Source organism: Nocardia sp. NPDC003999 (assembly GCF_053604885.1).
In genome coordinates this window covers 1-24,602 of record NZ_JBSGIB010000036.1, presented here as the reverse complement: position 1 = coordinate 24,602, position 24,602 = coordinate 1, and the positions used below count along the sequence as shown (strand labels likewise).

Annotated in this window: 25 protein-coding genes; 9 read left to right on the top strand and 16 right to left on the bottom strand. The window is 68.9% G+C overall.

The window, feature by feature from the left end; all coding sequences use genetic code 11:
• Position 1: 1 nt before the first annotated feature.
• Entirely contained in the window at positions 2 to 1,165 is a 1,164-nt protein-coding gene (locus tag ACWESM_RS35625) for a sulfotransferase family protein (RefSeq protein ID WP_364437921.1), read from the top strand.
• A gap of 490 nt (positions 1,166 to 1,655) precedes the next feature.
• On the opposite strand, the gene ACWESM_RS35620 is transcribed toward ACWESM_RS35625, so the two are convergent.
• On the bottom strand, positions 1,656 to 2,333 hold the full coding sequence (locus ACWESM_RS35620; RefSeq protein ID WP_452495594.1) for a PaaI family thioesterase: 678 nt from the start codon (positions 2,331 to 2,333) through the stop codon (positions 1,656 to 1,658).
• Positions 2,334 to 2,531: 198 nt separating this feature from the next.
• On the opposite strand from ACWESM_RS35620, the gene ACWESM_RS35615 reads away from it, so the two are divergent.
• Positions 2,532 to 3,182: an HAD family hydrolase gene (locus ACWESM_RS35615; RefSeq protein ID WP_356969599.1), complete on the top strand. Its 651-nt coding sequence runs from the start codon at positions 2,532 to 2,534 to the stop codon at positions 3,180 to 3,182.
• 12 nt (positions 3,183 to 3,194) lie between these two features.
• On the opposite strand, the gene ACWESM_RS35610 is transcribed toward ACWESM_RS35615, so the two are convergent.
• The gene (locus ACWESM_RS35610) at positions 3,195 to 3,788 is read right to left on the bottom strand and encodes a TetR/AcrR family transcriptional regulator (RefSeq protein WP_355078927.1); all 594 of its coding nucleotides are present in this window, start codon (positions 3,786 to 3,788) and stop codon (positions 3,195 to 3,197) included.
• 93 nt (positions 3,789 to 3,881) lie between these two features.
• Here ACWESM_RS35610 and ACWESM_RS35605 point away from each other — a divergent pair, with 93 nt between their 5' ends.
• Both ACWESM_RS35605 and ACWESM_RS35600 read left to right on the top strand, forming a co-directional pair.
• Entirely contained in the window at positions 3,882 to 4,175 is a 294-nt protein-coding gene (locus ACWESM_RS35605; RefSeq protein WP_355078929.1) for a hypothetical protein, read from the top strand.
• A complete protein-coding gene (locus ACWESM_RS35600) occupies positions 4,172 to 4,693 on the top strand; it encodes a hypothetical protein (RefSeq protein ID WP_452495593.1) in 522 nt (173 codons plus the stop codon). The genes ACWESM_RS35605 and ACWESM_RS35600 overlap by 4 nt, the downstream gene beginning before the upstream one ends.
• 95 nt (positions 4,694 to 4,788) lie before the next feature.
• Here the strand turns inward: ACWESM_RS35600 and ACWESM_RS35595 are convergent, their stop codons facing one another.
• From ACWESM_RS35595 to ACWESM_RS35575, 5 genes are all read right to left on the bottom strand, one after another.
• A complete protein-coding gene (locus ACWESM_RS35595; RefSeq protein ID WP_452495591.1) occupies positions 4,789 to 5,286 on the bottom strand; it encodes a hypothetical protein in 498 nt (165 codons plus the stop codon).
• Positions 5,287 to 5,380: 94 nt separating this feature from the next.
• Positions 5,381 to 6,658, bottom strand: coding sequence for an RNA polymerase sigma factor (locus ACWESM_RS35590; protein WP_452495589.1), 1,278 nt, complete (start codon positions 6,656 to 6,658; stop codon positions 5,381 to 5,383).
• A 13-nt stretch (positions 6,659 to 6,671) separates the two neighbouring features.
• The gene (locus ACWESM_RS35585) at positions 6,672 to 7,022 is read right to left on the bottom strand and encodes a YciI family protein (protein ID WP_397279711.1); all 351 of its coding nucleotides are present in this window, start codon (positions 7,020 to 7,022) and stop codon (positions 6,672 to 6,674) included.
• Positions 7,023 to 7,133: 111 nt separating this feature from the next.
• Entirely contained in the window at positions 7,134 to 7,940 is an 807-nt protein-coding gene (locus ACWESM_RS35580) for an ABC transporter ATP-binding protein (protein WP_452495587.1), read from the bottom strand.
• The gene (locus tag ACWESM_RS35575; protein ID WP_364437898.1) at positions 7,937 to 8,608 is read right to left on the bottom strand and encodes a FadR/GntR family transcriptional regulator; all 672 of its coding nucleotides are present in this window, start codon (positions 8,606 to 8,608) and stop codon (positions 7,937 to 7,939) included. The genes ACWESM_RS35580 and ACWESM_RS35575 overlap by 4 nt, the downstream gene beginning before the upstream one ends.
• Before the next feature lie 256 nt (positions 8,609 to 8,864).
• Between ACWESM_RS35575 and ACWESM_RS35570 the strand changes: the two genes are divergently transcribed.
• Positions 8,865 to 10,535 carry a 2-isopropylmalate synthase gene (locus ACWESM_RS35570; protein WP_452495615.1) on the top strand — a complete coding sequence of 557 codons (1,671 nt, stop codon included), beginning with the start codon at positions 8,865 to 8,867 and terminating at the stop codon, positions 10,533 to 10,535.
• A gap of 194 nt (positions 10,536 to 10,729) precedes the next feature.
• Here the strand turns inward: ACWESM_RS35570 and ACWESM_RS35565 are convergent, their stop codons facing one another.
• A complete protein-coding gene (locus ACWESM_RS35565; RefSeq protein ID WP_452495585.1) occupies positions 10,730 to 11,113 on the bottom strand; it encodes a nuclear transport factor 2 family protein in 384 nt (127 codons plus the stop codon).
• An 88-nt stretch (positions 11,114 to 11,201) separates the two neighbouring features.
• Between ACWESM_RS35565 and ACWESM_RS35560 the strand changes: the two genes are divergently transcribed.
• A complete protein-coding gene (locus ACWESM_RS35560; protein WP_356969581.1) occupies positions 11,202 to 11,987 on the top strand; it encodes a helix-turn-helix domain-containing protein in 786 nt (261 codons plus the stop codon).
• Between the two features lie 15 nt (positions 11,988 to 12,002).
• Here ACWESM_RS35560 and ACWESM_RS35555 read toward each other — a convergent pair whose 3' ends face one another.
• Positions 12,003 to 12,632: a maleylpyruvate isomerase family mycothiol-dependent enzyme gene (locus ACWESM_RS35555; RefSeq protein ID WP_355078945.1), complete on the bottom strand. Its 630-nt coding sequence runs from the start codon at positions 12,630 to 12,632 to the stop codon at positions 12,003 to 12,005.
• A 142-nt stretch (positions 12,633 to 12,774) separates the two neighbouring features.
• On the bottom strand, positions 12,775 to 14,184 hold the full coding sequence (xylB, locus tag ACWESM_RS35550; RefSeq protein WP_452495582.1) for a xylulokinase: 1,410 nt from the start codon (positions 14,182 to 14,184) through the stop codon (positions 12,775 to 12,777).
• A gap of 235 nt (positions 14,185 to 14,419) precedes the next feature.
• On the opposite strand from xylB, the gene ACWESM_RS35545 reads away from it, so the two are divergent.
• The gene (locus ACWESM_RS35545) at positions 14,420 to 14,911 is read left to right on the top strand and encodes a hypothetical protein (RefSeq protein WP_364437885.1); all 492 of its coding nucleotides are present in this window, start codon (positions 14,420 to 14,422) and stop codon (positions 14,909 to 14,911) included.
• On the opposite strand, the gene ACWESM_RS35540 is transcribed toward ACWESM_RS35545, so the two are convergent.
• From ACWESM_RS35540 to ACWESM_RS35515, 6 genes are all read right to left on the bottom strand, one after another.
• A complete protein-coding gene (locus tag ACWESM_RS35540; RefSeq protein ID WP_452495579.1) occupies positions 14,902 to 15,924 on the bottom strand; it encodes a glycoside hydrolase family 172 protein in 1,023 nt (340 codons plus the stop codon). The two genes, ACWESM_RS35545 and ACWESM_RS35540, sit on opposite strands and share 10 nt — an antisense overlap.
• Positions 15,909 to 16,361, bottom strand: a complete 453-nt coding sequence (locus ACWESM_RS35535; protein WP_452495577.1) for a thioredoxin family protein — start codon at positions 16,359 to 16,361, stop codon at positions 15,909 to 15,911. Before ACWESM_RS35535 ends, ACWESM_RS35540 begins: the two co-directional genes overlap by 16 nt.
• Before the next feature lie 56 nt (positions 16,362 to 16,417).
• A complete protein-coding gene (locus ACWESM_RS35530; RefSeq protein ID WP_356969647.1) occupies positions 16,418 to 17,899 on the bottom strand; it encodes an FGGY-family carbohydrate kinase in 1,482 nt (493 codons plus the stop codon).
• A 2-nt stretch (positions 17,900 to 17,901) separates the two neighbouring features.
• Positions 17,902 to 19,314: an L-fucose/L-arabinose isomerase family protein gene (locus ACWESM_RS35525; protein ID WP_356969569.1), complete on the bottom strand. Its 1,413-nt coding sequence runs from the start codon at positions 19,312 to 19,314 to the stop codon at positions 17,902 to 17,904.
• A 119-nt stretch (positions 19,315 to 19,433) separates the two neighbouring features.
• Positions 19,434 to 20,312 (bottom strand): glycoside hydrolase family protein, encoded by an 879-nt coding sequence (locus ACWESM_RS35520; protein ID WP_364437877.1) that lies wholly within the window; start codon positions 20,310 to 20,312, stop codon positions 19,434 to 19,436.
• Between the two features lie 38 nt (positions 20,313 to 20,350).
• Positions 20,351 to 22,639 carry an excinuclease ABC subunit UvrA gene (locus tag ACWESM_RS35515; protein ID WP_452495574.1) on the bottom strand — a complete coding sequence of 763 codons (2,289 nt, stop codon included), beginning with the start codon at positions 22,637 to 22,639 and terminating at the stop codon, positions 20,351 to 20,353.
• A 63-nt stretch (positions 22,640 to 22,702) separates the two neighbouring features.
• On the opposite strand from ACWESM_RS35515, the gene ACWESM_RS35510 reads away from it, so the two are divergent.
• Both ACWESM_RS35510 and ACWESM_RS35505 read left to right on the top strand, forming a co-directional pair.
• Positions 22,703 to 23,671 (top strand): helix-turn-helix transcriptional regulator, encoded by a 969-nt coding sequence (locus ACWESM_RS35510; RefSeq protein WP_452495572.1) that lies wholly within the window; start codon positions 22,703 to 22,705, stop codon positions 23,669 to 23,671.
• Positions 23,672 to 23,738: 67 nt separating this feature from the next.
• Positions 23,739 to 24,140: a nuclear transport factor 2 family protein gene (locus tag ACWESM_RS35505; protein ID WP_364437868.1), complete on the top strand. Its 402-nt coding sequence runs from the start codon at positions 23,739 to 23,741 to the stop codon at positions 24,138 to 24,140.
• Positions 24,141 to 24,602: the final 462 nt, after the last annotated feature.

The window sequence follows — 24,602 nt, the reverse complement described above, 5'->3', positions numbered from 1 at the left end:
CGTGATCGGTAGGGACGACGTCGGGACCGTCGACGATCTGCACGCCTCGGCGACCAAGGTGGTCGGGCTGGACGCCTTCGGCACCGACGACTACCGCGAAGGGCTCGAGGTGCTGCTCGAGTCCTATGCGAAGGACGCCGAACTCACGCCCTTCGGCAATAAGGTGAACCGCGCGTTCCTGCGCGGCGCGCTGATCGCCCGGCTGCTCAGCGAGGCGGCCTGGCGGCAGCATCCGGAACACGCCGACGTGGCGATCGAGCGCCCGATCTTCGTGACCGGTCTGCCGCGCTCGGGCACCACGGCGGTGCACCGCCTGCTCAACGCCGACCCGGCGCACCAAGGGCTGGAGATGTGGCTGACCGAGATGCCGCAGCCGCGCCCGCCGCGCGAGACGTGGGCGAGCAATCCGGTCTACCAGCGCCTCGCCGCCGCCTACGACAAGCACCACGTCGAACATCCGGAGTTCATGGGAGTGCACCACATCTCGGCCGACCAGGTCGAGGAGTGCTGGCAGTTGCTGCGGCAGTCGGCCATGTCGGTGTCCTACGAGTGCCTGGCCTACCTGCCCACCTACTCCGAGTGGTTGCGCGAGCGGGATTGGACATCCGCCTATCGCAGGCACCGGCGCAACCTGCAACTGATCGGACTGCCGGACGCGGGCAAGCGATGGGTGCTGAAGAACCCGAGTCACCTGTTCGCGCTGGACGCGATCTTCGAGGTCTATCCGGACGCGCTGGTCATCCAGATGCACCGCGATCCACGCACCATCATCGCGTCGGTGTGCAGTTTGAACGAGCAGGCGTCGGCGGGCTGGTCGGAAAAGTTCCGCGGCCCGGTGGTCGGCGCGACGCAGCTGGATCTGTGGGCGCGCGGCGCGGAGCGGTTCCTCGCCGACCGCAAACGCCACGACGCGGCGCAGTTCTGCGATGTCGACTACGACGAGTTCGTCGCCGACCCGATCGGCACGGTGACGTCGATCTACCGGCACTTCGGGCTGCCACTGACCGCCGAGGCCGAGGCGGCGATGACCGCGTTGCACGCGGAGAGCACGTCTGGGGCGGCACGCCCGGCGCACCGCTACACCCTCGCCGATTTCGGGCTGACCGCCGAGCAGGTGGACGCGCGGTTCGGCGCGTACCGGGAAGCGCACTTCCCGGGGCGGTGAGCGGTCGGCGCTCGCCGGTGGCAGGTCCGACCGGCGAGCGCCGGAACGCGGCGAAGGCATTTCACGCGAGTCTGCATCGTGTGCAGGTGTGGTCGCGCCGGATTCGCGGGTGGCTCGCCTGCCTGCGCCTTCGGGGTCGACGCGAATCGATCTGACCGACAGGGCATTCCGTGCAGTCGTGCACAGTGCGCCATGCGCGCGGGTGCTCGGGGTCCGGCTCGTCGGCAGGTGAATCGCTTATCGAGGGCGACCATTGCGCGTCGGCGGACTCGCGATCCGTCGACGCGACAGCGTGTACCGGGGGGCGACGAGCGCGGGCGCTATGAATGCGGCGCGAGAGCGGAGAGGACAGGAAAGCGGCGCTCGTCCCCGGCATGCGGTGGCCGGGCCGTTCACCGTCCGTGCGAGAAGTCGACGCCGCCCAGCGGACTCCGGCAGGTGCGGGGCCGAGGCTCGAACCGGCCGATCCTCGCCGCGCAGGCGCCGAGCTTCAGGGCTGTCCGGGCTCGAGCACGATGAACAAGCCGTTCGCCTCCGCGCACAGCCGGTCGCCGTCGTGCAGGGTGGCCCGCACATAGACCTTGCGCCCCTCCTGCCGTTCGGCCCACGCGCGCACCTGGAGTTCGGTGTTCAGCGGCGTGATGGAGCGGTAGTCGACGGTGAGCGACGCCGTTCTGGTCACCGCGCCGGAGCGCACCGCGGCCGCCATGCCGAGCAGGTCGTCGAAGGCGATGGCGATCTGACCGCCGTGGGCGGCGCTGTTGCCGCCGAGGTGGAAGGTGCGGAAGGTGAGGCGCGCGTCGACGCCGTTCTGCGGGTCGACATGGTCGATGAAGAACGGCGGCAGGGTGATGTTGCCGCGGGCGGGCAGGTCGAAGCGGGTCCAGTTGGGCGTCGACCACTCGTCCACCCGTGCGGCGTCGAGCTTGTCGTTCAGCTCCTTGAGAATGCCGATCGCCTCCACCGCCAGCTCGTCGGAGGGCGAGGCCAGCCGGACGCGGTCCATCAGGCCGCGCACCTGCTCGATGAACTGGCCGTAGTGCGGCCCGCCGCGGGAGATGTCGTCCTTGGCTGCCTCGTGGGCGGCGATCAGCTGGGTCATCGGCCGGAACCCGCCCTCGTGGTGCTCCTGACTCGGCAGCGAGTCGCCGTCCTGCGGTTCGTTCATGAGAACAAGTTATCGGTTGCCCGGTGAATGCTCGCCGCGCGGGTGCTGTGTCCGTCGTCACGAGCCGTCACCGCCTAGGCTGGTGCGCGACCGCATATCGCCTTTCCCGGGTGGTATCGGCCTGGTTCCGGCGGCCGGATACGCGTCGCGGCCGCGCTGGATCCCTGACCGCTTCGGCTGGCGAAAGGCTCTGTGCGCATGGGTATCACCGCGGTCGTGTTCGACATGGACGGCGTATTGATCGACTCCGAGCCGGTCTGGGAACTGGTGCGGCGTGGCTACGTCGCGGAGAAGGGTGGGCGATGGCTGCCCGACACCCAGCAGCGGCTGATGGGGATGAGCACCGGGGAATGGTCGACCTATCTGAGCGGCGAACTCGGGGTCGGCGAGCCCCCGGAGACCGTCGCGCGGGAGGTGATAGAGCGGATGTCCGAGCGCTACGCCGAGGGCGTGCCGGTGCTGCCGGGTGCGGTCGAGGCCGTGCAGCGGATCTGTGAGCACTGGCCGCTGGGGCTGGCCAGTTCGTCGCCGCGCGCGCTCATCGACACGGTGCTGGGCCGGACGGGTCTGATCGAGTACTTCTCCGTCACCTTCTCCACCGAGGAGGTCGATCGCGGCAAACCGGCGCCTGACGTCTACCTGACGGTCGCGACGTTCCTGCGTCAGCGGCCGAGTGACTGTGCGGCCGTCGAGGACTCGAGCAACGGCCTACGCTCGGCCCACGCGGCCGGGATGCGGGTGATCGCGGCGCCGCGCCCGGAGTACCCGCCCGCTTCCGATGCGCTCGGCCTGGCCGCCAAGGTCATCTCCGGCCTCGACGAACTCACTCCCGGGCTGATCACCGGCTGAGCCGTCGCCAGGTCAGGGCCGATAAGAAGTCAGCAGGGTGCGGGCGGCGGCAGCCAGGTCCTCTTCCAGCCAGGCGGGCAGCTGCGCGGCGTGGGCGTGGCGGCGCAGCGCCGCATAGGGCAGGTCGACGATCGCGCGGCTGACCGCATCGATCTCTCGCTCCTCGTCCCTCCCGAACAAGGCGAGCGCGATGCGTCGCAGATGCTCGATCAGCGGCGCGTTCATCTCGGCCAGGGTCGCGCGGAACTCGGCGTCCGGCTCGCCGTCGAGCAGATCGCTGGGACGCAGCTCCAGCAGGAGCTTGGCGTCCTGGGGGAGTTCGCGGCCGAACCGCAAGGCGGCGCGCACCATCCCGACGCCCGCCTCCACCGGATCCGGCTGGTCGGCGGCGGCGAGGGTGCCGTCCTGGAAACGGCGCAGCGCGCGCAGCCACGCCGCGGTGAGCACACCGTTGCGGTTGCCGAAGCGGTGATACAGGGTGCCGACCGGAGCGCCACTGGCCTCGGCGATGGCCGACACGCTGGCCGCGCGGGGCCCTTCGGCGAGGACCAGCGCGCGTGCTGCGTCGAGGATCACGTCGCTGTCGTGCTTGCGGGGCGGCGCCATGTACTAGTACGTTCCTTCTATATGGAGCGATTGTCCTATATTGACGAGCATGCCAGATCGGTCGACGCGAATCGCGACCGGGCGTGGCAAGCGATGCTGAGAGTCGTCTGCCGCGACCCGCACAAGCCGTCGCCGCCCACCGGGTTCGTCGTCGATTCCGTCGCGGAACCACACCGTTTGGCGCTGCGCGGCCAGCACTGGTTCTCGAAATACGCGCTGATCTTCGAATTGGACGAGGAGGGCCCTGGCCGGACTCGCGTCCGCGCGCGTAGTTACGGCGACTTTCCCGGTCTGCACGGCCGGATCTATCGTGCGCTGGTCGTGGGGACGGGTGGTCACCGATTGGCGGTGCGTCAGATGCTGCGCAGGATCGCGGCGGCGGCATGATCCCGGGGACGGTGTGGGGCGCCACCGAAGCCGAACGCGAGGCTCCCTTGCCGTGCGACGACCCGCAACCGGGCGGTCTCCAGGCCGATCGAGCGATCAGCGTCGACGCGCCGCCCGCTCTCGTCTACGCCTGGCTGTGCCAATTGCGCGTCGCGCCGTACAGCTACGACCTGCTGGACAACTTCGGCAAACGCAGCCCGCGCCGGCGCGACCCGATGCTCACCGAACTGGCGGTGGGGCAACGGTTCATGTCCCAATTCGAGCTGGTCTCCTTCGTCCTGGGCAGGCACATCACGCTGGTCTCGGGCAAGGTGTGCGTCACCTACGCGGTGCGACCAGAAGGCACGGGAACCCGCCTCCTGGTCCGGATACGCTGCGGCGCGCCCAGACTCGTCGCGGTGACATTGGCCCTCGGCGACCTGCTCATGATGCGTAAGCAACTGCTGACGCTGAAGAAACTCGCCGAAGCCGAATACCGCGCGGCCCCCGCGGATTCTCCGGGACCACCGGAACGGTAGCGCCGCATCGGCCGCGAGGTGCCCGACCGGCGACGGTAGAGCGATCCGGGCGGTGGGGGAGACCGGAGGTCATCCGCACGAGCGAAGGGTGAGGTTTACGAAAGGCGTTCGACCAAATCGAACTTGCGTTGTTCATAGCCTTTCGGCACGGTGTCGCGGACCGAGATCAGGGCGTGTGCCCAAGAGCCGAGGAGAGTGCGGTCGCCCACCGTGCGGCCGGGATCCGGTGTGGGTTCGGCGGTGAGCAAGGGGAGTGGGTGGATGCGGTGACGGGCCTCGTTCTCCAGTACGGTCGCTTTGTCCACGAAGATCCGCAGGTCGTGATTGAGGAGATAGCGGCCGACCGCGCCGTGTTCCGGCGGCCGCAGTGCGGCGACCGAACCTGCTGTGCAATAAAGGTTTTCGCCTAGTCGTGGTCGTTGCGCATCCCGGCCCGCCCAGGTGACCCGAGCGGGTTCGGTGAGCAGTCGCTCGATCCCTTGGACGAGGTGGTGGCCGATCCTGGCGTGTTCCATGAGCCGCGGGCCCGCGTCCACGTAGCCGAGCAGGCGGTGGTCGCCGGTGCGGAGTACTGCTCGATAGAGCTGCCACACGTAGTCGTATTCCCTTCGGTGGTAATCGATTTCGTTGCATGCTCACACGCGTTTGCGGTGTGGCGATTACAGCGGCGTTACCACCGTGGTGCGGTCAATCGGCCTGCGCGCAGGCGACCGCCCGGTCGAGCAGGAGGGCCTGCTCGGAAGTATTGCCCGTCAGTTCCGCCGCGCGCGTGAATTCGGCGCGGGCCTGCGCATACCGGCCCAGCTGGGCGAGCAGGTCGCCGCGCACGGCGTAGCGCAGGTGGTAGTCGGTGAGGGCGCCCGCGGCGACGAGCGCGTCCACCAGCTCCAGCCCCGCTGCGGGGCCGTGCACCTTGCTCACCGCGACTGCGCGATTCAGCTCCACGACGGGGGAGGGAAAGCGTTGCGCCAGAACGGCGTACAGTCCGGCGATGCGCCGCCAATCGGTCTCTTCCGGCGTCGCCGCCATCGCGTGCACCGCGGCGATCGCGGCTTGCAGCGCGTACCGTCCCGGCGGCAAGGCGCGCTCACGTGCCGTGCTGTTCGCCCGCCCGAGGGCGGCCAGCCCGCGCCGGATCAGCAGGCGATCCCACCGTGCGCGGTCCTGGTCGTCGAGCAGCACCACCTCTTCGCCGGTTCCGGTGCGCGCGGGCAGCCGGGAAGCCTGTAGCTCCAGCAGCGCGACCAGGCCGTGCGTCTCCGGCTCGGCGGGCAACAACTCGCCGAGCATGCGAGCCAGGCGCAGCGCGTCCTGGCACAACTCCTCGCGGACCCAGTCCTCGCCCGCCGTCGCCGCGTAGCCCTCGTTGAAGATCAGGTAGACCACGGCCAGCACCGAGGCCAACCGATCGGCCAGCTGGGCACCGCGTGGCACCGTGTAGGGGACCCGCTTGTCGGCGATGGCGCGTTTCGCGCGCACGATCCGTTGCGCCACGGTCGATTCCGGCACGACGAACGCCCGGGCGATCTCCTCGGTGGTCAGCCCGCCGAGCAGCCGCAGGGTGAGCGCGACCCGGGCCGGTTCGGTGAGCACCGGGTGACAGGCGGTGAACATCATTCGCAGCAGGTCGTCCTCGACCAGGTCGTCGTTCGTATCGGGCGGCGGCTGCTCGGTCACGAGATCGCGACCGAGCAGCTCCAGCTTGCGGGCGAAGGTGCGGTTGCGCCGCACCCGATCGATCGCCCGGTGCTTGGCGGTGAGCATGAGCCAGCCGCCCGGGTTCGGCGGCACGCCGTCGCGCGGCCACTGCTCCAACGCCGCGACCAACGCGTCCTGCGCCAGTTCCTCGGCGGCGCCGATATCGCCGACCACCCGGATGAGCCCGGCGACCAACCGGGGCCATTCCATCCGGGTCACGGCTTCGGCGGCGCGTCGCGCCGAATCCACGGACGGCTGCCCGCTCATCCGCCGTGCCCGCTCAGGCGGGTTCGGCGATCTGCCGGACCTCGACCTCGATGTCCCATTCGGGTCCGTGTACGGCGAGGAAACGAGAAGTCCATTCCACCGCCTCTTCCTTCGACTTGACCTGCAGAATGCAGTATCCGCCGACGATCTCCTTGGATTCGGTGAACGGTCCGTCCAGCACGGTCTGCTTGCCGCCGGACTGGGTGACCCTGGTGGCTTCGGTGATCGAGTGCAGACCGTTGGTGTCCAGCAGCACGCCCGCCTTGGTCATCTCCTCGATCACCTTGCCCACCTGTTCGACCAGCGCGTCGTCCGGCTCCGGGGAAGTGTCGGGGTCAAGGCGGATGAGCATCATGTATCGCATCTCGGCATCCTCGGTCGATGTGGCGTCAGGATCGGTCGATCCTCACATCACTGCATCGAACGACCCCCGCCCGAATCGACATGTCGGCGGAAATTTCTCCGGCCGAAGCGCCTACCGCGGCCACGCGATGGTTTTGCGGGCCGCTCGCGCGGTCCAACGGCCGTCGTCATGGCGGACCTCCACCGGGTGTGCGAAGGCGGCGGTGACGTTCTCGGTGGTGATCGTCTCCAGCGCGGGGCCCGCCGCGACGACGTGACCGCCCGCGATGAGCAACGCGTGGGTTGTCGTGCTGGGCAGCTCTTCCAAGTGGTGGGTGACCAGGATGGAGGCGACGTCGGGGTGGGTACGGTCCAGGGTGTCGAGAGTGTCCAGCAACTGCTCGCGCGCGGCGACGTCCAGGCCGGTGGACGGTTCGTCGAACAGCAGTAGCCGTGGCTCGGCGATCAGCGCTCGGGCGATGAGCGTGCGGCCGCGCTCGCCCTGGCTCAGCGTGGGCCAGATCTCCGTCGCCTTGCCGGTCAGGCCCACGGTGTCGATCATCGCGTCGGCTCGGTCGAGCTGGTCGGCTGTCGGTGTCCAGCGCATGGGGGTGTCGATCGTCGCGGTCAGGCCGGTCAACACGACCTCGCGGATGGTCAGCGGAGACCGCAACGGGTGGCGTGGGTTCACCTGGCCGATGCCGCGGCGCAGCTGCTGCAATTCGACGCGGCCGAGTTCAGCGCCGAGCACACGGACCGAACCCGACGTGGGGAAGGTGACCGCGCCGCAGAAGCCGAGCAGGGTGCTCTTTCCCGCGCCGTTCGGACCGAGCAGCGCCCAGCGTTCGCCGGCGCGCACGGTCAGCGAAATCCCGCCGATGATCTTCTTGCCCTCGCGGCGGAAGGTCACGTCGGTCAGTTCCAGCACCGGTTCGGTCACGTGAAAGCCTCTTTCAGAGTGGTCAGGTGGGCGCGGCTGTACTCCGCCGCGGCGGCCGGGTCGCGGGCGGCGATGGCGTCGGCCAGCCGCTGATGCGCGGCGTGATCCACGGGCTCCGACGGCACCGGGCGGATCTTCAACATGTCGATCATCGCCAGCCGCAACCGGGGCAGGAAGGTGTCGAACAACTGGGTCAGTACGTCGTTGTGGGCGGCCACGATGACCGCCCGGTGGAACGCCATATCGGCGTCTACGTGCTCGGCCACCGGCTCGCCGTGTGCTTCGCGCGCGGCCAGGGCCCGGCGGATCATGCGCAGGTCGGCGGGGGTGCGCCGCTGGGCGGCCAGTGCGGCGGCCTCGGCCTCGATGGCGATGCGCGCCTCGATCACCGAGGCGATGGTGGCGCGGCGCAACACGGCGTCCCATTCCTCGGTCGCCTCGAGCGCGGTCACGAAAACGCCCGCGCCCTGCCTGCTGTCCAGGACGCCTTTACCGGCCAGCTCGCGGATCGCCTCCCGCAGCGTCGAGCGTCCGACGCCGAGCTGTGCGGCCAGGGTGGTCTCACCGGGCAGGCGGTGACCCAGCGGCCATTCGCCCGCCTGGATGCGGACGAGCAGCACTTCGGCCGCCTGCGCGGCCAGTGGATGGCGCCGTACCTGGTAGATCATTCACTACCTCTCTACTTGTCTGAGGAGTCGTGTACAGTCTAGCCATCATGCGCACCATGCTTCTGCTTAGCCGCCACGGCGGGGCCTGAACGACCGGCCGCCCGCCGTGGGGCTTCGTCGTGGCCGGTCACCCTTGTCGTGACGGCCGCAATGGCCAGGAAGCAGACCCATGACCACCGCATTCCCCACCATCCACACGCCTGCGGGGCAGGTGCCCGATCAGGCTCCGGCGTGGAATCGCCAGCGGCGCTCGCAAATGCCGTCGCACCGCTATCGTGACATCCACCGACGCGTGGAAGTACCGCTCACGCAACGGAAATGGCCCGACGCCCGGCTCACGCAGGCGCCTCTGTGGGTGCCGGTCGATCTGCGCGACGGCAATCAGGCACTCGCCGAGCCGATGGACCCGGCGCGCAAACGACGCTTCTTCGAGCTCCTGTTCGCCATGGGCTACAAGGAGATCGAGGTCGGCTACCCGTCGGCGTCCCAGACCGACTTCGACTTCGTTCGGCTCATCGCCGAGGAGGATCTCGCGCCCGAGGACGTGACGATCGCCGTCTTCACCCCGGCGCGGCGCGATCTCATCGAGCGCACCGTCGCATCGGTCCGCGGCATCCCCAACGACGTCGTGATCCACATGTACACCGCGACGGCTCCCGCGTGGCGGGACATCGTGCTCCGCAAGGACCGCACGGCGCTGCGCGAGCTGATCCTCGACGGCGGGCGCGCAGTGCTGGACTGCGCCGGGGACCTGCCGAACGTGCGGTTCGAGTTCTCGCCCGAGGTGTTCAACCTGACCGAGCCCGACTACGTCCTCGAGATCTGCGACCGGATGACGACATTGTGGGACGCCACACCGCGGCGTCCGGTCATCCTGAACCTGCCCGCCACCGTCGAAGTCGCCACCCCGAACGTCTACGCCGACCAGATCGAATACATGCACCGCAATCTGGCTCGCCGCGACAGCGTCATCCTGTCGGTGCACCCGCACAACGATCGCGGCACCGGCGTCGCGTGTGCCGAACTGGCGGTACTCGCGGGCGCGCAACGCGTCGAGGGCTGCGTCTTCGGCAACGGTGAGCGTACCGGCAACGTCGACATCGCCACGCTGGCGCTGAATCTGCACGCGCAGGGCGTCGATCCGATGATCGACTTCTCCGACATCGACGAGATCCGGCGAACCGTCGAATATTGCACGCGTATGCCGATCCACGAAAGACACCCGTATGTGGGCGATCTGGTGCACACCGCGTTCTCCGGGACTCATCAGGACGCGATCAAGAAGGGCATGGCCGAGCATCGCACCCGGGCCGCCACGACGGGCATTCCCGAGCGCGCGGCCGACTGGCACGTGCCGTATCTGCCCATCGATCCCGCCGACCTCGGCCGCAGCTACGACGCGGTGATCCGGGTCAATTCCCAATCCGGCAAGGGTGGCATCGCCTACCTGCTGCACACCGAATACGGCATGGACCTGCCACGACGCCTGCAGATCGATTTCGCCGGGCACGTGCAAGCGCTCGCCGACGACACCGGCGTCGAGATCGGCGCCGCCGAACTGCGTGACCTGTTCGAGGCGATCTACTGCGACGACCCGTCGGGGCTGGCCGTGAAGGACTGGCGCACCAGCGGCGCCGGCGCCGAAGCGGACACCGAGATCACGCTGATCGTCGACGGCGTCACCCACCGTACGCGGCGCGGCGGCGGCCCGGTCGCGGCGCTCACCGAGGCACTGGCCGAGGCGGGGTATCGCATCGAGGTGCTCGGCCTGACCCAGCAGGCGACGGACCGAGACGAGGGCGCCATCGCTTACCTGGAATACCGCAGCGGCGAACACCTCGGTTGGTCCTGCGGCCGAGCCGATTCCGCGCAGGCGGCGGCATTCGCCGCGATCCTGCGCGCTGCCGGACGCTCGGCCCGGCGGTGACCATCTGGCACCCGCTCTCGCGCTGACCGACTCGTGGCGCGATGGCAGGTCGCGGCTGGTGCGCGTATCACGCGCGTACCACCGACGATCCGATCGGGTACTCGAGCCCCGGTACCCGATCGGATGCGGGCGCTGCACGGCAGGTGACGGTCAGGCTCCGGCGAAACCGTCGCCGGAGAACCGAATTTTCCCGGTCAGAACATGCCGTGCGGTATCTGCGCGGGCTCGGGCACCGTTTGCACGACATCCCAGTGCTCCACGATCTTTCCGTCGGCCACCCGCCAGATGTCGACCACAGCCAGGTCGGGCTCTTCGTCGCCCGGCGGGATCATGCGGTAGTGCATGGCCACGTATTCGTCGTCGGCGATCACCCGCGCCAGCTCCAGCTTCGACCCGGCCACCGGTGCCTGGGCGATGAACTCGATGAAAGCGTCCTTCCCGGAGGGATTTCCGGGGCTGTGCTCGAGGAAGTCGTCGTGCAGCAGAGTGCGCAGCACGTCGACGTTGCCCGCCGCGAACTCCGTGAAGCCGTTCAGGAGCAGTTCCCTGTTGCGCGCTGCCGCGCTGTCGTTCGTCATGCCGACGAGACTGGCAGCGCGCGAACCGGGGTGTCGATTACCCGCCATGTAATGGCGGGCGTGACCCGGGCGTCGTGATACTGGGCCGATGAACGGTGATCGACCGGTCGGAGAGCTGCTGCGAGAGTGGCGGCACCGGCGGAAGCTGAGCCAGCTGGACCTGGCCATCCAGGCCGACGTGTCCGCCCGGCATGTCAGTTTCGTCGAGACCGGCCGCACGACGCCCAGCCGAGCCATGGTGCTGCACCTGGCCGAACAGCTCGACATTCCGCTTCGCGAACGCAATCGCGCGCTGATCGCCGCCGGACACGCTCCCGAGTTCCGGCGCAGTGACTGGAACGACCCCGCGCTGCGGCGCGCCCGCGACGCGGTGCAGCGGGTACTGCGGCTGCACGAACCGTATCCGGCGCTGGCGGTGGACCGGCGCTGGAATCTGGTGCAGGCCAACGACTGTGTGGGCGTGTTCTTCGACGGTGTGGATCCGCGACTGCTCGAACCGCCGATCAACATGATGCGGCTCGGCCTGCACCCGGCGGGCTTCGCCTCCCGGCTGCGCAACCTCGAGCAGGTCCGCGCTTTCCTGCTGCCCCGCCTGGCGCGCCAGGTGATGGCGACCGGAGATCCCGAACTGGCCGCGCTGCACGAGGAACTGCGCTCCTACGGCTCGCCGGGCGGCGCGGACAGTGACATCGCGGACATCCTGCTGCCGATCCGACTGCGCCACCGCGACACGGAACTCGCGTTCTTCAGCACGATCACGACCTTCGGCGCGGCATTCGACATCACGCTCGACGAGGTCGCGGTCGAAGCGTACTTCCCCGCCGACGACGAAACGGCTGCCTACCTGCGTGCGTGCGCCGAAACCGGCCGGTGAGCGACGGGCGTCGGGTCAGTCGCGTGCGGTGAATCGCTCCGCGGGCTCGCCGGTGAGGTGTCCGGCGGGCAGTTTGCGGCCGCAGAGGACGAGCAGCAGGTCCTGGGCGCGCCCCGACAGCACCGTCCCGGACCCGTAGCTGAAGTCCAGGTCGTCGGCGCGCAGTTCGATGCCGCCGAGTTCGGCGCCGAACAGCTTGACGGTCCTGGGGTCGATCGTGTCCAGCACCAAGCGCATCCGGTCCTCGGGCACCAAGCGGTCCAGGCCCAGGGCAACGGTGATGTCCAGCCCGTGGATCACATCGTGGCTCAACGCGTTGGAGAGCCCGCCGCCCGGCGGGCGCCAGGGGTGATCGACGTTGTCCCACAGTGATTTCAGCAGATCCGAGGTGCTCAGCGTGGCGGCGTCCATCCGGGCGGTGCGGTCGGCCAAGCGGTTGAAGTTCCCGAACGCCGCGACCATCCCCACCGCCAGGCGCGCGCTCGACAGGCGATACGGCATGGTGATGTGCGCGACCACTTCGCGTACCCGCCAGCCCGCGCAGAGGGTCGGCGAGTCCCAGCCCTCGGCGTCCAGTCCGGCCAGGAGTTCGGCGAGTTCGGCTCGTTCCGCCGTCACCGCCCTTCGCACCTGGGTATCGGTCATTCGTCCACCTCTCTTCGACGAGGTGATCCAACCCCTCCGGCCGTCGAGGCGCCACCCGGCGACGAAAATCGGCTACCCGCAGAGCGGAAACAGGGCGCTTCCGGATTCGCTGCGCACGCAGGGACTGCGGTGAAGACAGTGGTCAGCCGTACAGCGCCTGGCGGGTCCTCCGATACGCGGCCCGGATGTCCCGTCCGGTCGCGGTGTCGGCCGGTGGCGGAATCTCCGCGACCGAGCATGCGGGCCAGGACGGCGGCCGGGACGTGCCGCTGAGCGCCCATGCCGCTTGCCTGGCAGCGCCGAGCGCCACGTACTCGGCCGGTTCCGGCACCGTCACCGTGACGCCGAAGACCTGCGCGGCGATGGCCGCCACCAGCCGGGAGCGCGCCGCGCCGCCGATGAGCAGCACGCGCCGCGGCGAGACCCCGCCGATCTCGGTGAGGTGGTCGAGCGCGTCGGCGAGATGACACAGCAGAGCCTCGAAGGCGGCGCGGGCCACTGTGCCGGGGCGCATCGCCTCCGGCCGCAACCCGTGCAGGCTGCCCGCGGCGTGCGGCAGGTTGGGCGTGCGTTCACCGGCGAGGTAGGGCAGCATGACCACGCCGTCCGCGCCCGGCGGCTCCTGCGCGGCCAGCGATTCCAGCGTCGGCAGATCCACGCCGAGCAGATCGGCGGTCGAAGTGAGGATGCGGGCGGCGTTGAGCGTGCAGACCAGCGGCAGGAACGCGCCGGTGGCGTCCGCGAAACCGGACACCGCGCCGGTCGCGTCGGCGGCCGGACGGTCGGTGCGAGCGTATGCCGTTCCGCTGGTGCCGAGGGAGACCACCACATCGCCATCAGTGATGCCCAAGCCGAGCGCGGCCCCGGCGTTGTCTCCCGTTCCGGCGGCGACCAGTGCGCCCGAAGGTGTGTGCCCGGCGGACTGGTCCGGGCCGAGGACCCGGGGCAGGCCCGGGTGGCGCCCACGAAAAGCCATGGCGAGCAGATCTTCGCGATAGTCTCCGTCGGCTGGTGACCAATAGCCGGTGCCGGAAGCATCGCCCCGATCGGTGGTCGGTTCGAGCATGTGTCCCGGTCCGCCGCCCCGTAGCCGCCAGGTCAAGTAGTCGTGTGGCAGCACGACGTGGGCGGTGTTGTCGGCGAGTTCCGGCTCGTGGTCGGCCAGCCAGCGCAGTTTGGCGACGGTCAGGCCTGCCACCGGTACGTTGCCGACCGCATCGGCCCACGCCCGCGGGCCGCCCAGGTCGGCGATCAGTTCCTTCGCCGCGTCGGCGGAGCGGACGTCGTTCCACAGCAGCGCGTCCCGCACCGGGACACCCGCCGCGTCCAATGGGACCAAGCCCTGTTGCTGCCCCGCGACGGCTACCGCGTCGACGTCGTCGAGCAATCCCGCACTCGCCGTCTGTAGCGCGTGCCACCACGCGGCCGGGGCGACCTCGGTCCCCTCGGGGTGCGTGGCCCGCCCCTGAGCGAGAATCTCACCGCTGTCGGCGTCGCAGACCACGACCTTGCACGCCTGGGTGGAACTGTCGACTCCCGCCACGGTCGTCATGGCGCCTGCCCCGATCGAAGCCCGCTCGCGTCGCCGACACCGCCCCCGTCGCACAGCGGACGCGGGCGGATCGACACCTCGGCGGAAACCGGTCGCATTTCGAGGACGAGCCCGTCGCGCGATCCGGCGAATCGTCCGATCGTCTGGAGCACACCCATACCGACCACCTTGCCCCTCGCCGCCCGGCACCGGAGCCTTTCGGGTATTCCGCCGCCGTATCGGGCAGACTGTCGCGATGAGCATCGACCCCACCGACGTGCGCATCCGCACAGGAGACGGGACGCAGCTGCCGGAGCTGACCGAGGAAGCGCTCGGCGACCTGCTCGGCGAACCGGCCGGGCCGGAAGACGCCGTGCTCGAACTCAGCCGTGCCGACCTGCACGAGATCCGGGCCAGGTTGCTGCCCGACGGCGTCTACGAGCTGGAGCACCGGGCCGGGTCGGCGACCGAGTCGTTCCAGATGTACACCTCCGACCCGGTGCTGGTGCGTGCTGTGCTGTGGGCATGGCTCTGCGACGATCCGTGGTGGCGCGACTCGGTCGCGTGGTTCCCCGTCGACCCGGCGATCGCCGAGCTGCGCGCCGTGCAGGACGAACTCACCGGACTGCTGGACGGCCTGACCGTGATGGACGATCTCACCGCGGGCATGGACGCGGCGCTGGCGCGCGCCGACGAACTGCTGGCGTCGGAGCTCCCACCGGATGCGGACGACTCCGCTCAAGCCTGATACCACCAGGCGGTGGTCGCCACGTCGGCGTCCTCCAGCGGGAGATAGGTCTCGGCGTCCTGCCATCCGAGGGCTTGGACGGTGACGCGCAGTTCGCGGTCGAAACAGATCGGATCGCGCACATGCCAGCGATACATGCCGAAGCGCTGATCCGCTCGATAGATTTCCTCCGGCGGCAGCACTTGATGCAGCCCGAGATAAGGCGTGGAATATGTCCGGTATGTCCCGTCGAGATCGAAATTCCAGGCGCCGCCGAAATAGTCTTCGGTGCCCGTCCCGCAAATGGTCGGATGCTCGGTGTCCCCGTCGAGGAAGAACTTGACCTCGCCCTCGCCCCACCATCCCGGCGCGCCCGGGCGGATGGCGAGGTAGGTGCCGACGTAGCGGCCCGGCCCCGGCACCGTGTCGAGCACGGTGTGGACGGCAGGGTTCCCCAGGCCGGTGGTCCGCGTCCACCGGGTGTGCAGATACCCCGCTTCGTCCGGTACGTCCTCTTCGGTGTAAGTCGCCTGGTAGTACACCGGAACCTCGCGGCCGCAGTGGTTTTCGAGCGTGATGCGAGCGCGGTGCCGAAACGGCATGGGCCAGTAGCTGTTCAATCCACCCGCTGGCGCGACGACCACCATCTCCGAACTCAGCAGGGCGGTCTCGCCCCATCCGTTGCAGAAGAAGTCGCCGAGGGGCGAGGAGATCGCGGGCCGTGCCGCGTCGTCCCAGGTCATCCGCAGCGTCAGCCCGCGAAGGACGGAACGCTCGGTGGTCAACCAGAAGTGCCGGAAAACGCCGGGACCGGATACGTCGGCCAGCGTGGCGGTTTCGCCGTGGGCGAGCGCGATCGAGGGGGAGATCTTCCACCCCGCCCCGAGCAGCCGTGCCGCGTGCGCTCCGGTGCCCTCGGTCGCCCGCGCGCCCGCGCCGGGCGCCCCCGTCGGATTCTCGGCGCTGACCGACCGCGTTCGCGTGCCGTCCAGCCGCCACAGTTCACCGCCCGGCGCGGTCACAGTCCCGGCCACCCGTAACGGGGTGCGGTCGGCGCGAGCCCGGCCCGGTGCGCCGTGGCGGCCCCGCCGGTCGCGGCCAACTGCCGGGTGTCGCTCTGCTGGGCGAGTTCCCGGCGGAACTGGTCCATGTCCAGCCAGAGGATCTGCTGCACAAGGTCTTCCAGCGCGTCCGAGGCGAGTGCGCCCGCGGCGGAGTAGACGAGCAGGCCGTCCCGGAACGCCATCACCGTCGGGTACTGCGTCACCTGGGCGGCAGCGGTCAACGCGACCTCGGCTTCGGTGTCGACCTTGCCGTGCACGATCTGCGGATGCCGCTGCGACGACGCTTCGTACACCGGAGCGAAATACTGGCACGGCCCACACCAACCGGCCCACCAGTCCACCAGCACGATCGGATGCGACGTGACGACGGAGTCGAAATTGTCCTGGGTCAAGGTGATCGTGGGCATGACATCCTCGTATCGTTCCGCGGAGCAACTGTGCATCGTCGCACGGATATTCGCGATCAGGAAGCCGCCCCGGCGCGGTGCTGTTCGGCCGCGAGGAAATGCGCGATATTCGTCGTCCGATCGTACAGATCGCGGTAGTGCCGGTAGTACTCGTCGTAGATCGCGACACTTTCGGGCTGCGGTCGCACGGTGTCGACGACGGGATTCCACCCGGAGGTGTCGATCCCGGCGGCCTCGGCCGCGAGCAGGGCGTCGCCGAGACTCGCCCCGACGGTGTCGGCGGGCAATTGCTGCGGCAGCCCGGTGACATCGGAGACGATTCGGGTCCACAGCCCGCCTCTGGTGCCGCCGCCCACCGCGACCAGACGTCCCGCCTGCCCGCCTGCTTCGGTCATGGCCTCGAGGTTGTGGCGCACTCCGTAGGCGATGCCTTCCAGAACCGCGCGGTAGAGCTCGGTCCGTCCGTGCCCGAGGGTCAATCCCGCGACGATGCCGCGCGCGTCCGGATCGAACAAGGGCGTGCGTTCCCCGGCGAAATAGGGCAGCGCGAGCAACCCCCTGCTCCCCGCGGGCACCTCCGCTGCCGCGGCGACCAAGTCGGTGAACTCGCCACCCACGAGCTTGCGCAGCCAGTCGGTGACCGCGCCGGAGGTGGCCATGCCCGCGGCGAGGGTATACGTGCCCGGCCAGGTGCCGCAGGTGCCCCAGAGGCCGGGATGTGGGCGCGGGTCGGTGAGCACCTGCACCAGGAACATGGTGGTGCCGTACATGATCATCGCGTCGCCCGGAGCGCGGACGCCGACGCTGGCCGCCTCGGCCCAGGCATCGATGGTCCCGGTGGTGACGGGCAGCCCCGACGGAAGTCCGGTCGCGGCCGCCGCGTCCGCGCTCACCCGGCCCACGATCTCGGTGGGCCAGGCCAGCTCCGGCAGCCGCCAGCCCGGCACGATCCGCTCGGCCCAGTCGCTCGCCCAGGCACGTTCGCGCAGGTCGTAGAGGGGCACGCACTGACTGGCCGATTGGTGGTCCAGCACGTACCGGCCGGTGAGCCGGTGCACCAGGAAAGAACTCGCCATCAGCAGCATCGCGGTGCGTGCGGCGACATCCGGCTCGTGCCGGGCCAGCCACCGGGCTTTCGGGCCGACAGCCTGGCTGGTCAGCGGCGATCCGGCGCGGTCGAGCACGGCCCGCGCGCCGAATTCGTCGTTCAATTCCGCTATCTCGACGCTCGCCCTGGTGTCGACGCCGTAGAGGATGGCCGGGCGCAACGGCCTGCCCTTCGCGTCGGCGGGCAACAGGCACGGGCCGATGCCGGACACCGCGAGTCCCTCGAGCGCGGCGCCGCCGGCCGCCGCCACCAGCTCACGGGCGAGTGCGAGAAAATCCGCCCACCACACCTTCTCCGCGTCGTGCTCGACCCAGCCGGGGTGCGGCATGGATACCTCATGCGCCCGCTCGGCCCTGGCGATGACCGTGCCGCGCGCGTCGGTGAGCACGCCCTTCGAACTCGAGGTCCCGATGTCGATACCGAGAAACATCGTCACCGCGTGAACTCGTCCACCGTGACGTCGAGCAATTCGCACGTCGCGCGCACGGCTTCTCGGTGGTCGCCGGGCACCGCGTGAATGTGGTTGGCGCCGAAGCGGTTCAGGAAATCCTCGGCGCGCGCGTCCAGCCGGGCGAACGCGTGCGGCCATTCCCGGGTCGACTGCTTCATCAGGGCTTCGTTGGTCTGCTCGTCGTATTCCTCGAATTCGCCGAGCATCAGCTGCATGCGGTAGTCGCCGTCGAGCCGGGTGAGCCGGGCGAGAGTCATCCGGCCCGGTGCGGCCAGATGATGCACCGAGGCGCCGCCCGCGGGAAAGAAGAACACCTCCGGGTACAGGTGCACCTTCGCCAGGTTCTCCGCCGGATCGTCGCTACGGGCGGCGAACCAGGTGGCGTGCTGGCCGGAATTGCAGAGATCCCAGATGTCCCGATCGGCGTGATAGTGCCGGACGTCGGCGAACAGCACCGGGGTGCCCGCGATCCCTTTGAGCAGCTGCATGGTCAGCGCGCCGTCCATGTCCGCCTCGGTCGCGCAGACGTGCGGCTCCTTCGGTCCGTTCCAGTCGTAGGGATCGTTGAGGAAGGCCTCGGTGACGTCCATGGTGGCGAAATACTGGGTGAGCTCGGGCTGCCCCTTGATCCCCGAGAAATCCAGGCGCCACTCGTCGATCAGCTCGCGCACCGCCAGGTACGAGCGGATCTGACGTTCCAGCAGTTGCGGGGTGAGCTTGGCGCCGTCGTAGTACACGCCCGCGGTGTTGCGCTCCAGCCACTCGCGCGCGGCCTTCGCCTCGCCCGCGTCGGCCAGTTCCGCGCGCCGCACGATCTCCCACTGATCGATTTCCTCGACGTCGATGCCGAACAGGCGCTGCCACTGATCGGTGTTGGCGACCGCGGTGTTCATGCCCATCGGCCGCCCACCGAAGCGCCCGAACGTCGAACCGCGCAGGCTCGCCACGGCTGCCGCGGCCCGCGCGCGCACGCCGATCGCGTCGATGAGTTCGGGATCGGACGGATCGCCCCACAGCCTGCTGTGCCGACGTCCGATCTGATCCAGCGCACCTCCGGCGGCGAGCATGCCCACCATTCCCGGCTGGACCGGGTCGATATTCGACAGCAACAGCAGCGGCCCCGGAATCGCGCCCGCCGCCAGCATGGTGAAATGCGGGAACGCCCAGACCGCGTAATGCAGGACGGTGAGATCGACGCCCGCCGCGGCGACCGCGCGCGCCACCGCACCGGCCGACGCGTTGTCGCTGATCGGCGCCGCGCCACGGACCACATCGTGGCCCGCGTCCGCGAGCGCGGCTACCAGCCGGTCCTCGGTGGAGGCGATGAAATCGGCGATGCCCGCATGCACATAGTCGCGGCCATCGGAGATGCTGATGATGCCGATACGGGCCATGCCGGTCCCTCCCGTAGGTGGGTGATCGGAGAGTTCGACTCGCTCAAGAGATACCAGCCGCGACCGCGCGCGGAGACGCGTTTCGCCGAAATAGCGCTCGGTCCGGTGCTTCTGACCGCTTAGCGCGGAACCGTTTTGACGACCCGCGACTGCGGGAAGCCGAGCGGGGCCAGATGTACCCCGCCCTGTCCCCACCCCGCACTGGTGATCCACCAGCGGCCGTCCTCGTCGACCACCTCGGCGGCGTGCGCCGCGATGTGTCCGACCTTGTCGCCGATGCGGAAATGGAAAGGATTGTCACTGCGGAAGACGTCGGTGCCGACGTAATGCGGGCGCGGACCGATGAACAAGTACCACCATCCCCCGTACCGGAGGACGTAAGGCGATTCGGTGTTGCCCGCCTCGGTGCCTTTGGCCGGGTCCGTGTACGCGATGTGCCGATCGCCCCAGTGCAGGAGGTCGGCGCTGGTGCGGTAGGCGACGACATGGTGACCACCCGCCGGGGCGCTGGTCGCGCAGTAGTACATCACCCATTGTTCGCCGACGCGCACCACCATGGGATCGCGAGCGTCGTAGCCGTCGCGGAACAGCGGGCCCTCCGCCGATCTGGTCCAGTGGAAGAGGTCGGGCGAGGTCGCCAGATTCATCGCCGCGGCGGTGCGGTCGGCGCCGCCCGCGGCGTAGAACATGTAGTACCGGCCGTGAGCGCCGAGCACATAAGGCGCCCACAGATGCGTCTCCCCGTAGTCCCGGTCCACCCGCAACGCGGAGGCATGCTTGGTCCACGCACCGTGCAGCCGGTCGGCGGTGGCGTGAGCGAACTCGATCTCGTCGAACGGATCCGCCGGCTCGAGGTGGGTGATCCCGAAAAGGTGCCACCTTCCGGCAGCGTCGCGAACGAATGTGTGATCGTTGATGTACCAGGCCTCCGACTCCCCGGCGCTCGGATCGTAGATCCGCGCGAAAGCTCCCGCCCGGACCACCTCCCGTGTCGCCATGGATTCATGATGCCGCGATCACGTCCTCGGTGGCGGAATCATCGGGCAACGACACTGCGCCGCAGGTATTCCGCGGTCAGCGACCGGTCGTCCGCCAGCAAGTCCGCCGGTGTCCCGGCGAAAACGAGTTCGCCCCCGTGCTTTCCGCCGTCGGGTCCGAGGTCGATCACCCAGTCGGCCCGAGCGACGACGTCCAGGTCGTGCTCGATGACGATCACCGTGTTGCCCGCGTCGACCAGCCGGTCCAGCAGCCCGACCAGCGCGTCGACATCGGCCATGTGCAGCCCCGTGGTCGGCTCGTCCAGCACGTAGACAGCGGCTTCGGCGCGACGGTGGAGGTGATCGGCCAGCTTGACGCGCTGGCGTTCGCCACCGGACAGCGAGGACAACGACCGGCCGAGGGTGAGATACCCGAGACCGACGTCGAGCAGCGACCGCAACGGCGTGCCGATCCGCCGGTCCCCGTCCGCGGCCCAGAAGTCCAGCGCTTCCGCCGCGGGCATCTCCAGCACGTCGGCGATGGACGCCCCGCGAATCTCGTAAGCGAGCGCCTCCGGACGGTATCGGCGTCCGTGGCAGGCCTGGCAGATCGTGGTGACCGGATCCATGTACGCCAGGTCGGTGAAGATCACTCCGGCGCCGTCGCATTCGCCGCACGCGCCGTCGGAATTGAAGCTGAACAAGCCCGGTCGGACACCGTGCCGCTTGGCGAACAGCTGACGCAGCGGATCCATGATGCCGAGATAGGTGGCGGGGCTGGAGCGCCGGGAGGCGGCGATCGCGGCCTGGTCCACCGCGATGACCTGCGGATGCGCCGCGACGAACGCGCCGGACACCAGCGTGCTCTTCCCGGAGCCCGCCACGCCGGTCACCGCAGTGAGCACACCCGTCGGAAACCGTACGGTGAGGTTCTTCAGGTTGTAGGCGTCGGCATCGGCGACGGTGAGCCATCCCGCCGGCTCGCGGACGTCCTCCTTCACCCGCCGCACCCGGCGCAGGCCCGCACCGGTCGGCGTCTCCGCACGCCGCAAGCGATCGACGGTGCCCTGGAACACCACCTGCCCGCCGCGGGAACCGGCGCCCGGCCCCATGTCGACCACATGGTCGGCGACGGCGATGACATCGGGGGAGTGCTCCACCACCAGCACCGTGTTCCCTTTGTCCCGCAGCCGGCTCAGCAGAGTGTTCAGCCGGCCCACATCCCGGGGATGCATGCCGACGCTGGGCTCGTCGAAGATATAGGTCATGCCGGTGAGGCTGGAGCCGAGATGCCGGACGACCTTCAGGCGCTGCGCCTCGCCGCCGGACAAAGTGGCGGTTTCCCGATCGAGCGACAGGTAGCCGAGCCCGACCTCCTCGATCCGGCGCAACCGGGCGACGGCGGCCTGGGCGATCGGCCGAGCCACCGGATCGTCCAGGCGGTCGAGCACCTCGATGAGGTCGGTGATCTCCAGCCTTCCGTAGTCGGCGATGCCGAGGCCATCGATCCGGCTCGCCAGCGCGGCGGCGTTGAGCCGTGCGCCCCCGCAGTCCGGGCAGACCTCCTCGGTCACCACCGCGCGGGCGGCTTCGCGATTCTTGTCCGACAACGCGGTGAGATCACGCTTGATGTAGAGGCGGTCGAACCGCTCCAACAGGCCTTCGTACGCGTTGTTTCCCGCCGAACCGTTCCGATTCTTGCGCGGCACCCGGAAACCCTTGCCATGTAGGAACAATTGCCATTCCTCGGTAGTGAAGTCCCGCAGCGGCTTGTCCGGATCGAAGAGCCCCGACTCGGCGTAGAGCTGCCATTGGAACGTTCCGACCGCGAAGGGCCCGAAGGTGATGGCGCCCTCGTTGAGCGATTTGCCGCGGTCGATGAGCTTGCCCAGATCCGGCCGCACCACATTGCCGAGACCGCCACACGCGGGACACATGCCCAGCGGATCGTTGAACGAATAGCGCGTGGCCTCGCCCGCGCTCGGCGCGCTGTGCCGGGAGAACAGGACGCGGATGACGGAGTGGATGTCGGTCATGGTCCCGACCGTGGAACGGGAATTGCCGCCGATCGGCTTCTGATCGACGACGACGGCGGGCGCCAGGTTGTCGATCGCGTCCGCCTCCGGACGCTCGTATTTGGGCAGCCGATTGCGGATGAACCAGGTGAAGGTCTCGTTGAGCTGCCGCTGCGATTCGACCGCCACGGTCCCGAAGACGATCGACGACTTGCCCGAACCGGAGACGCCGGTGAAGACCACGATCTTGCCTTTGGGAATCGTCAGCGAGACATCGCGCAGATTGTTCTCGCGAGCCCCGACGATCCTGATGGTGTCTCGATCTGCATGCACGGACCTCACGCTAGGCAGCGATGAGGTCGGTTTCTGTCCTCCTTCGCGGCCATACTCGAGTACGTGACCCGGACCGCCGAGCGACTGCTCCAGCTGCTGTCGCTGTTGCAGACCCGCCGCGAATGGAGCGGTCCCGAACTGGCCGCGCGGCTCGGCGTCACGGTGCGGACGGTGCGCCGGGACGTGGAGCGTCTGCGCGAGCTGGAGTATCCGGTGGTCGCGAGCCTCGGCGCGATCGGCGGTTACCGCCTGGAAGCGGGCGCGGCCCTGCCGCCGCTGCTGCTCGACGACGAGGAAGCGGTCGCGATCACGCTGGGACTGCGCGGCGCGGCGCAGGGCGCGGTCGCGGGTATCGAGGAATCGGCTGCTCGCGCCTTGGTGAAGCTGCAGCAGGTCCTGCCGTCGCGCTTGCGCCGCCGAGTCGACGCGATAGACGCCACCACCGTCTCGCTCGGCGGGCCCGCCGCCGGTCCGATGATCGATCCCGAGGTGTTGGTCGTCCTGGCCGCCGCCGCGCGCGACAGCGAGCGGATCCGCTTCCGATACCGCGACAAGACCGATACGGAAAGCAGCCGCCTCGCCGAACCGCACAGTCTGGTCTCGGCGGGTCGGCGCTGGTACCTGGTCGCCTGGGATGTCGACCGCGCCGATTGGCGCACTTTCCGCGTGGACCGTGTGACGTCACCGCGGCCGATCGGAATACGCTGCGCACCTCGCGCGCTGCCCACCGCCGACGCGGCGAGCTTCGTGACCAGCCAGTTGGCGCGCTCCAGACCGGTTCGTCCCGTGGTGCTGCGGGTGCATGCCCGCGCCGCCGTGCTGGCCGAGATGTTCCGCGTTCGCGCGGAGGAAGTCGAACCGCTGGACGAGCGGACCTGTCTCTTGCGCACCTCCGCGGATTCGCTGGAGTGGACCGCCCTCCGCATCGCGCACCTCGACCTGGACTTCGAGGTCGTCGAACCCGTCGAGATGAAAGACCTGCTCGCTCGGCTCGGCGCCAAACTGCTTCGTGCGGCGGACAAGCCTGGCTGAGCGAAGGCCGCCGCGGCGTGCGGATACTCGGCTGCCCGATGCGGGAAGCGGCACTACGGTGCTGCGCATGACGCTCTCAGTGGAAGACCGCCTCGATATCACCGACCTCATCGCCCGGCACGGCCACATCATCGATGCGGGCGAACTGGACCGCATGGACGAGCTGTTCAGCGCGGAGGTCGTCTACGACCTGACCGCCATGGGATACGGCGAATTGCGCGGCATCGCCGCTGTGCGTGACGCGGCCCTCGCGCTCGGCGACGCGAATCCGGTCGGCCATCACGTCACGAATGTGATCGTCACCGAAAGTGAGGCCGACCGCGCACAGGTGTTGTCGAAGGGAATCGGGATCGCCGCCGATGGTCGCTGCGGAAGCGTTACGTATGAGGACGTGGTGGTGCGAGAACCCGTCGGCTGGCGGATCACGTATCGCAAAGTCATTCCGCGCCGCGCTCCGCTGGGTGGCTGATCGCCGACGGGCGCATTGTCGTAGAAGCGCTGCCAATCGATCTTGTCGTGGTCTGAATCACACTTGTGTCATTCGCGCCGGAGTTTCGCCGCGCGCACGCCGCTGACCTGCGAAAAAGCGCGCTGGTCAGGCGATTTGACGAAGCGTTATCCGCCGCGTAACTTATTCCAAGTCAGAGCGACACGGACACCGACCCGGAGCCGAGAAGCGAGGCGGAGACGCCGAGCGGAAGGACCGGGAAACGAGGTAGGACGAGGAGCGCCTGGCGATCACACTGGCTCGATCGGGAGCCCGATTTTGATCGGGTGAGCGAATGAGCTAAGCTGGAAAAGTTGCCTCACTGAAGGTCCGAAGTAATTCGGATTGAATGTGTGTGCGTGTGTTCTTTGAGAACTCAATAGTGTGTCGATGAATGTCAGTGCCAAATATTTTTTGGTTCCGGCCTTTTCACCCCCCGTGTGG

What these genes read in the sequence shown, in the direction of transcription:
- ACWESM_RS35600 (WP_452495593.1), top strand. Translation starts at nt 4,172, where the DNA reads ATGATCCCGGGGACGGTGTGGGGCGCCACCGAAGCCGAACGCGAGGCT.
- ACWESM_RS35535 (WP_452495577.1), bottom strand. Translation starts at nt 16,361, where the DNA reads ATGCCCACGATCACCTTGACCCAGGACAATTTCGACTCCGTCGTCACG.
- ACWESM_RS35520 (WP_364437877.1), bottom strand. Translation starts at nt 20,312, where the DNA reads ATGGCGACACGGGAGGTGGTCCGGGCGGGAGCTTTCGCGCGGATCTAC.
- ACWESM_RS35560 (WP_356969581.1), top strand. Translation starts at nt 11,202, where the DNA reads ATGAACGGTGATCGACCGGTCGGAGAGCTGCTGCGAGAGTGGCGGCAC.
- ACWESM_RS35505 (WP_364437868.1), top strand. Translation starts at nt 23,739, where the DNA reads ATGACGCTCTCAGTGGAAGACCGCCTCGATATCACCGACCTCATCGCC.
- ACWESM_RS35570 (WP_452495615.1), top strand. Translation starts at nt 8,865, where the DNA reads ATGCCGTCGCACCGCTATCGTGACATCCACCGACGCGTGGAAGTACCG.
- ACWESM_RS35545 (WP_364437885.1), top strand. Translation starts at nt 14,420, where the DNA reads ATGAGCATCGACCCCACCGACGTGCGCATCCGCACAGGAGACGGGACG.
- ACWESM_RS35610 (WP_355078927.1), bottom strand. Translation starts at nt 3,788, where the DNA reads ATGGCGCCGCCCCGCAAGCACGACAGCGACGTGATCCTCGACGCAGCA.
- ACWESM_RS35605 (WP_355078929.1), top strand. Translation starts at nt 3,882, where the DNA reads ATGCTGAGAGTCGTCTGCCGCGACCCGCACAAGCCGTCGCCGCCCACC.
- ACWESM_RS35555 (WP_355078945.1), bottom strand. Translation starts at nt 12,632, where the DNA reads ATGACCGATACCCAGGTGCGAAGGGCGGTGACGGCGGAACGAGCCGAA.
- ACWESM_RS35525 (WP_356969569.1), bottom strand. Translation starts at nt 19,314, where the DNA reads ATGGCCCGTATCGGCATCATCAGCATCTCCGATGGCCGCGACTATGTG.
- xylB (WP_452495582.1), bottom strand. Translation starts at nt 14,184, where the DNA reads ATGACGACCGTGGCGGGAGTCGACAGTTCCACCCAGGCGTGCAAGGTC.
- ACWESM_RS35615 (WP_356969599.1), top strand. Translation starts at nt 2,532, where the DNA reads ATGGGTATCACCGCGGTCGTGTTCGACATGGACGGCGTATTGATCGAC.
- ACWESM_RS35585 (WP_397279711.1), bottom strand. Translation starts at nt 7,022, where the DNA reads ATGCGATACATGATGCTCATCCGCCTTGACCCCGACACTTCCCCGGAG.
- ACWESM_RS35565 (WP_452495585.1), bottom strand. Translation starts at nt 11,113, where the DNA reads ATGACGAACGACAGCGCGGCAGCGCGCAACAGGGAACTGCTCCTGAAC.
- ACWESM_RS35575 (WP_364437898.1), bottom strand. Translation starts at nt 8,608, where the DNA reads ATGATCTACCAGGTACGGCGCCATCCACTGGCCGCGCAGGCGGCCGAA.
- ACWESM_RS35590 (WP_452495589.1), bottom strand. Translation starts at nt 6,658, where the DNA reads ATGAGCGGGCAGCCGTCCGTGGATTCGGCGCGACGCGCCGCCGAAGCC.
- ACWESM_RS35620 (WP_452495594.1), bottom strand. Translation starts at nt 2,333, where the DNA reads ATGAACGAACCGCAGGACGGCGACTCGCTGCCGAGTCAGGAGCACCAC.
- ACWESM_RS35530 (WP_356969647.1), bottom strand. Translation starts at nt 17,899, where the DNA reads ATGTTTCTCGGTATCGACATCGGGACCTCGAGTTCGAAGGGCGTGCTC.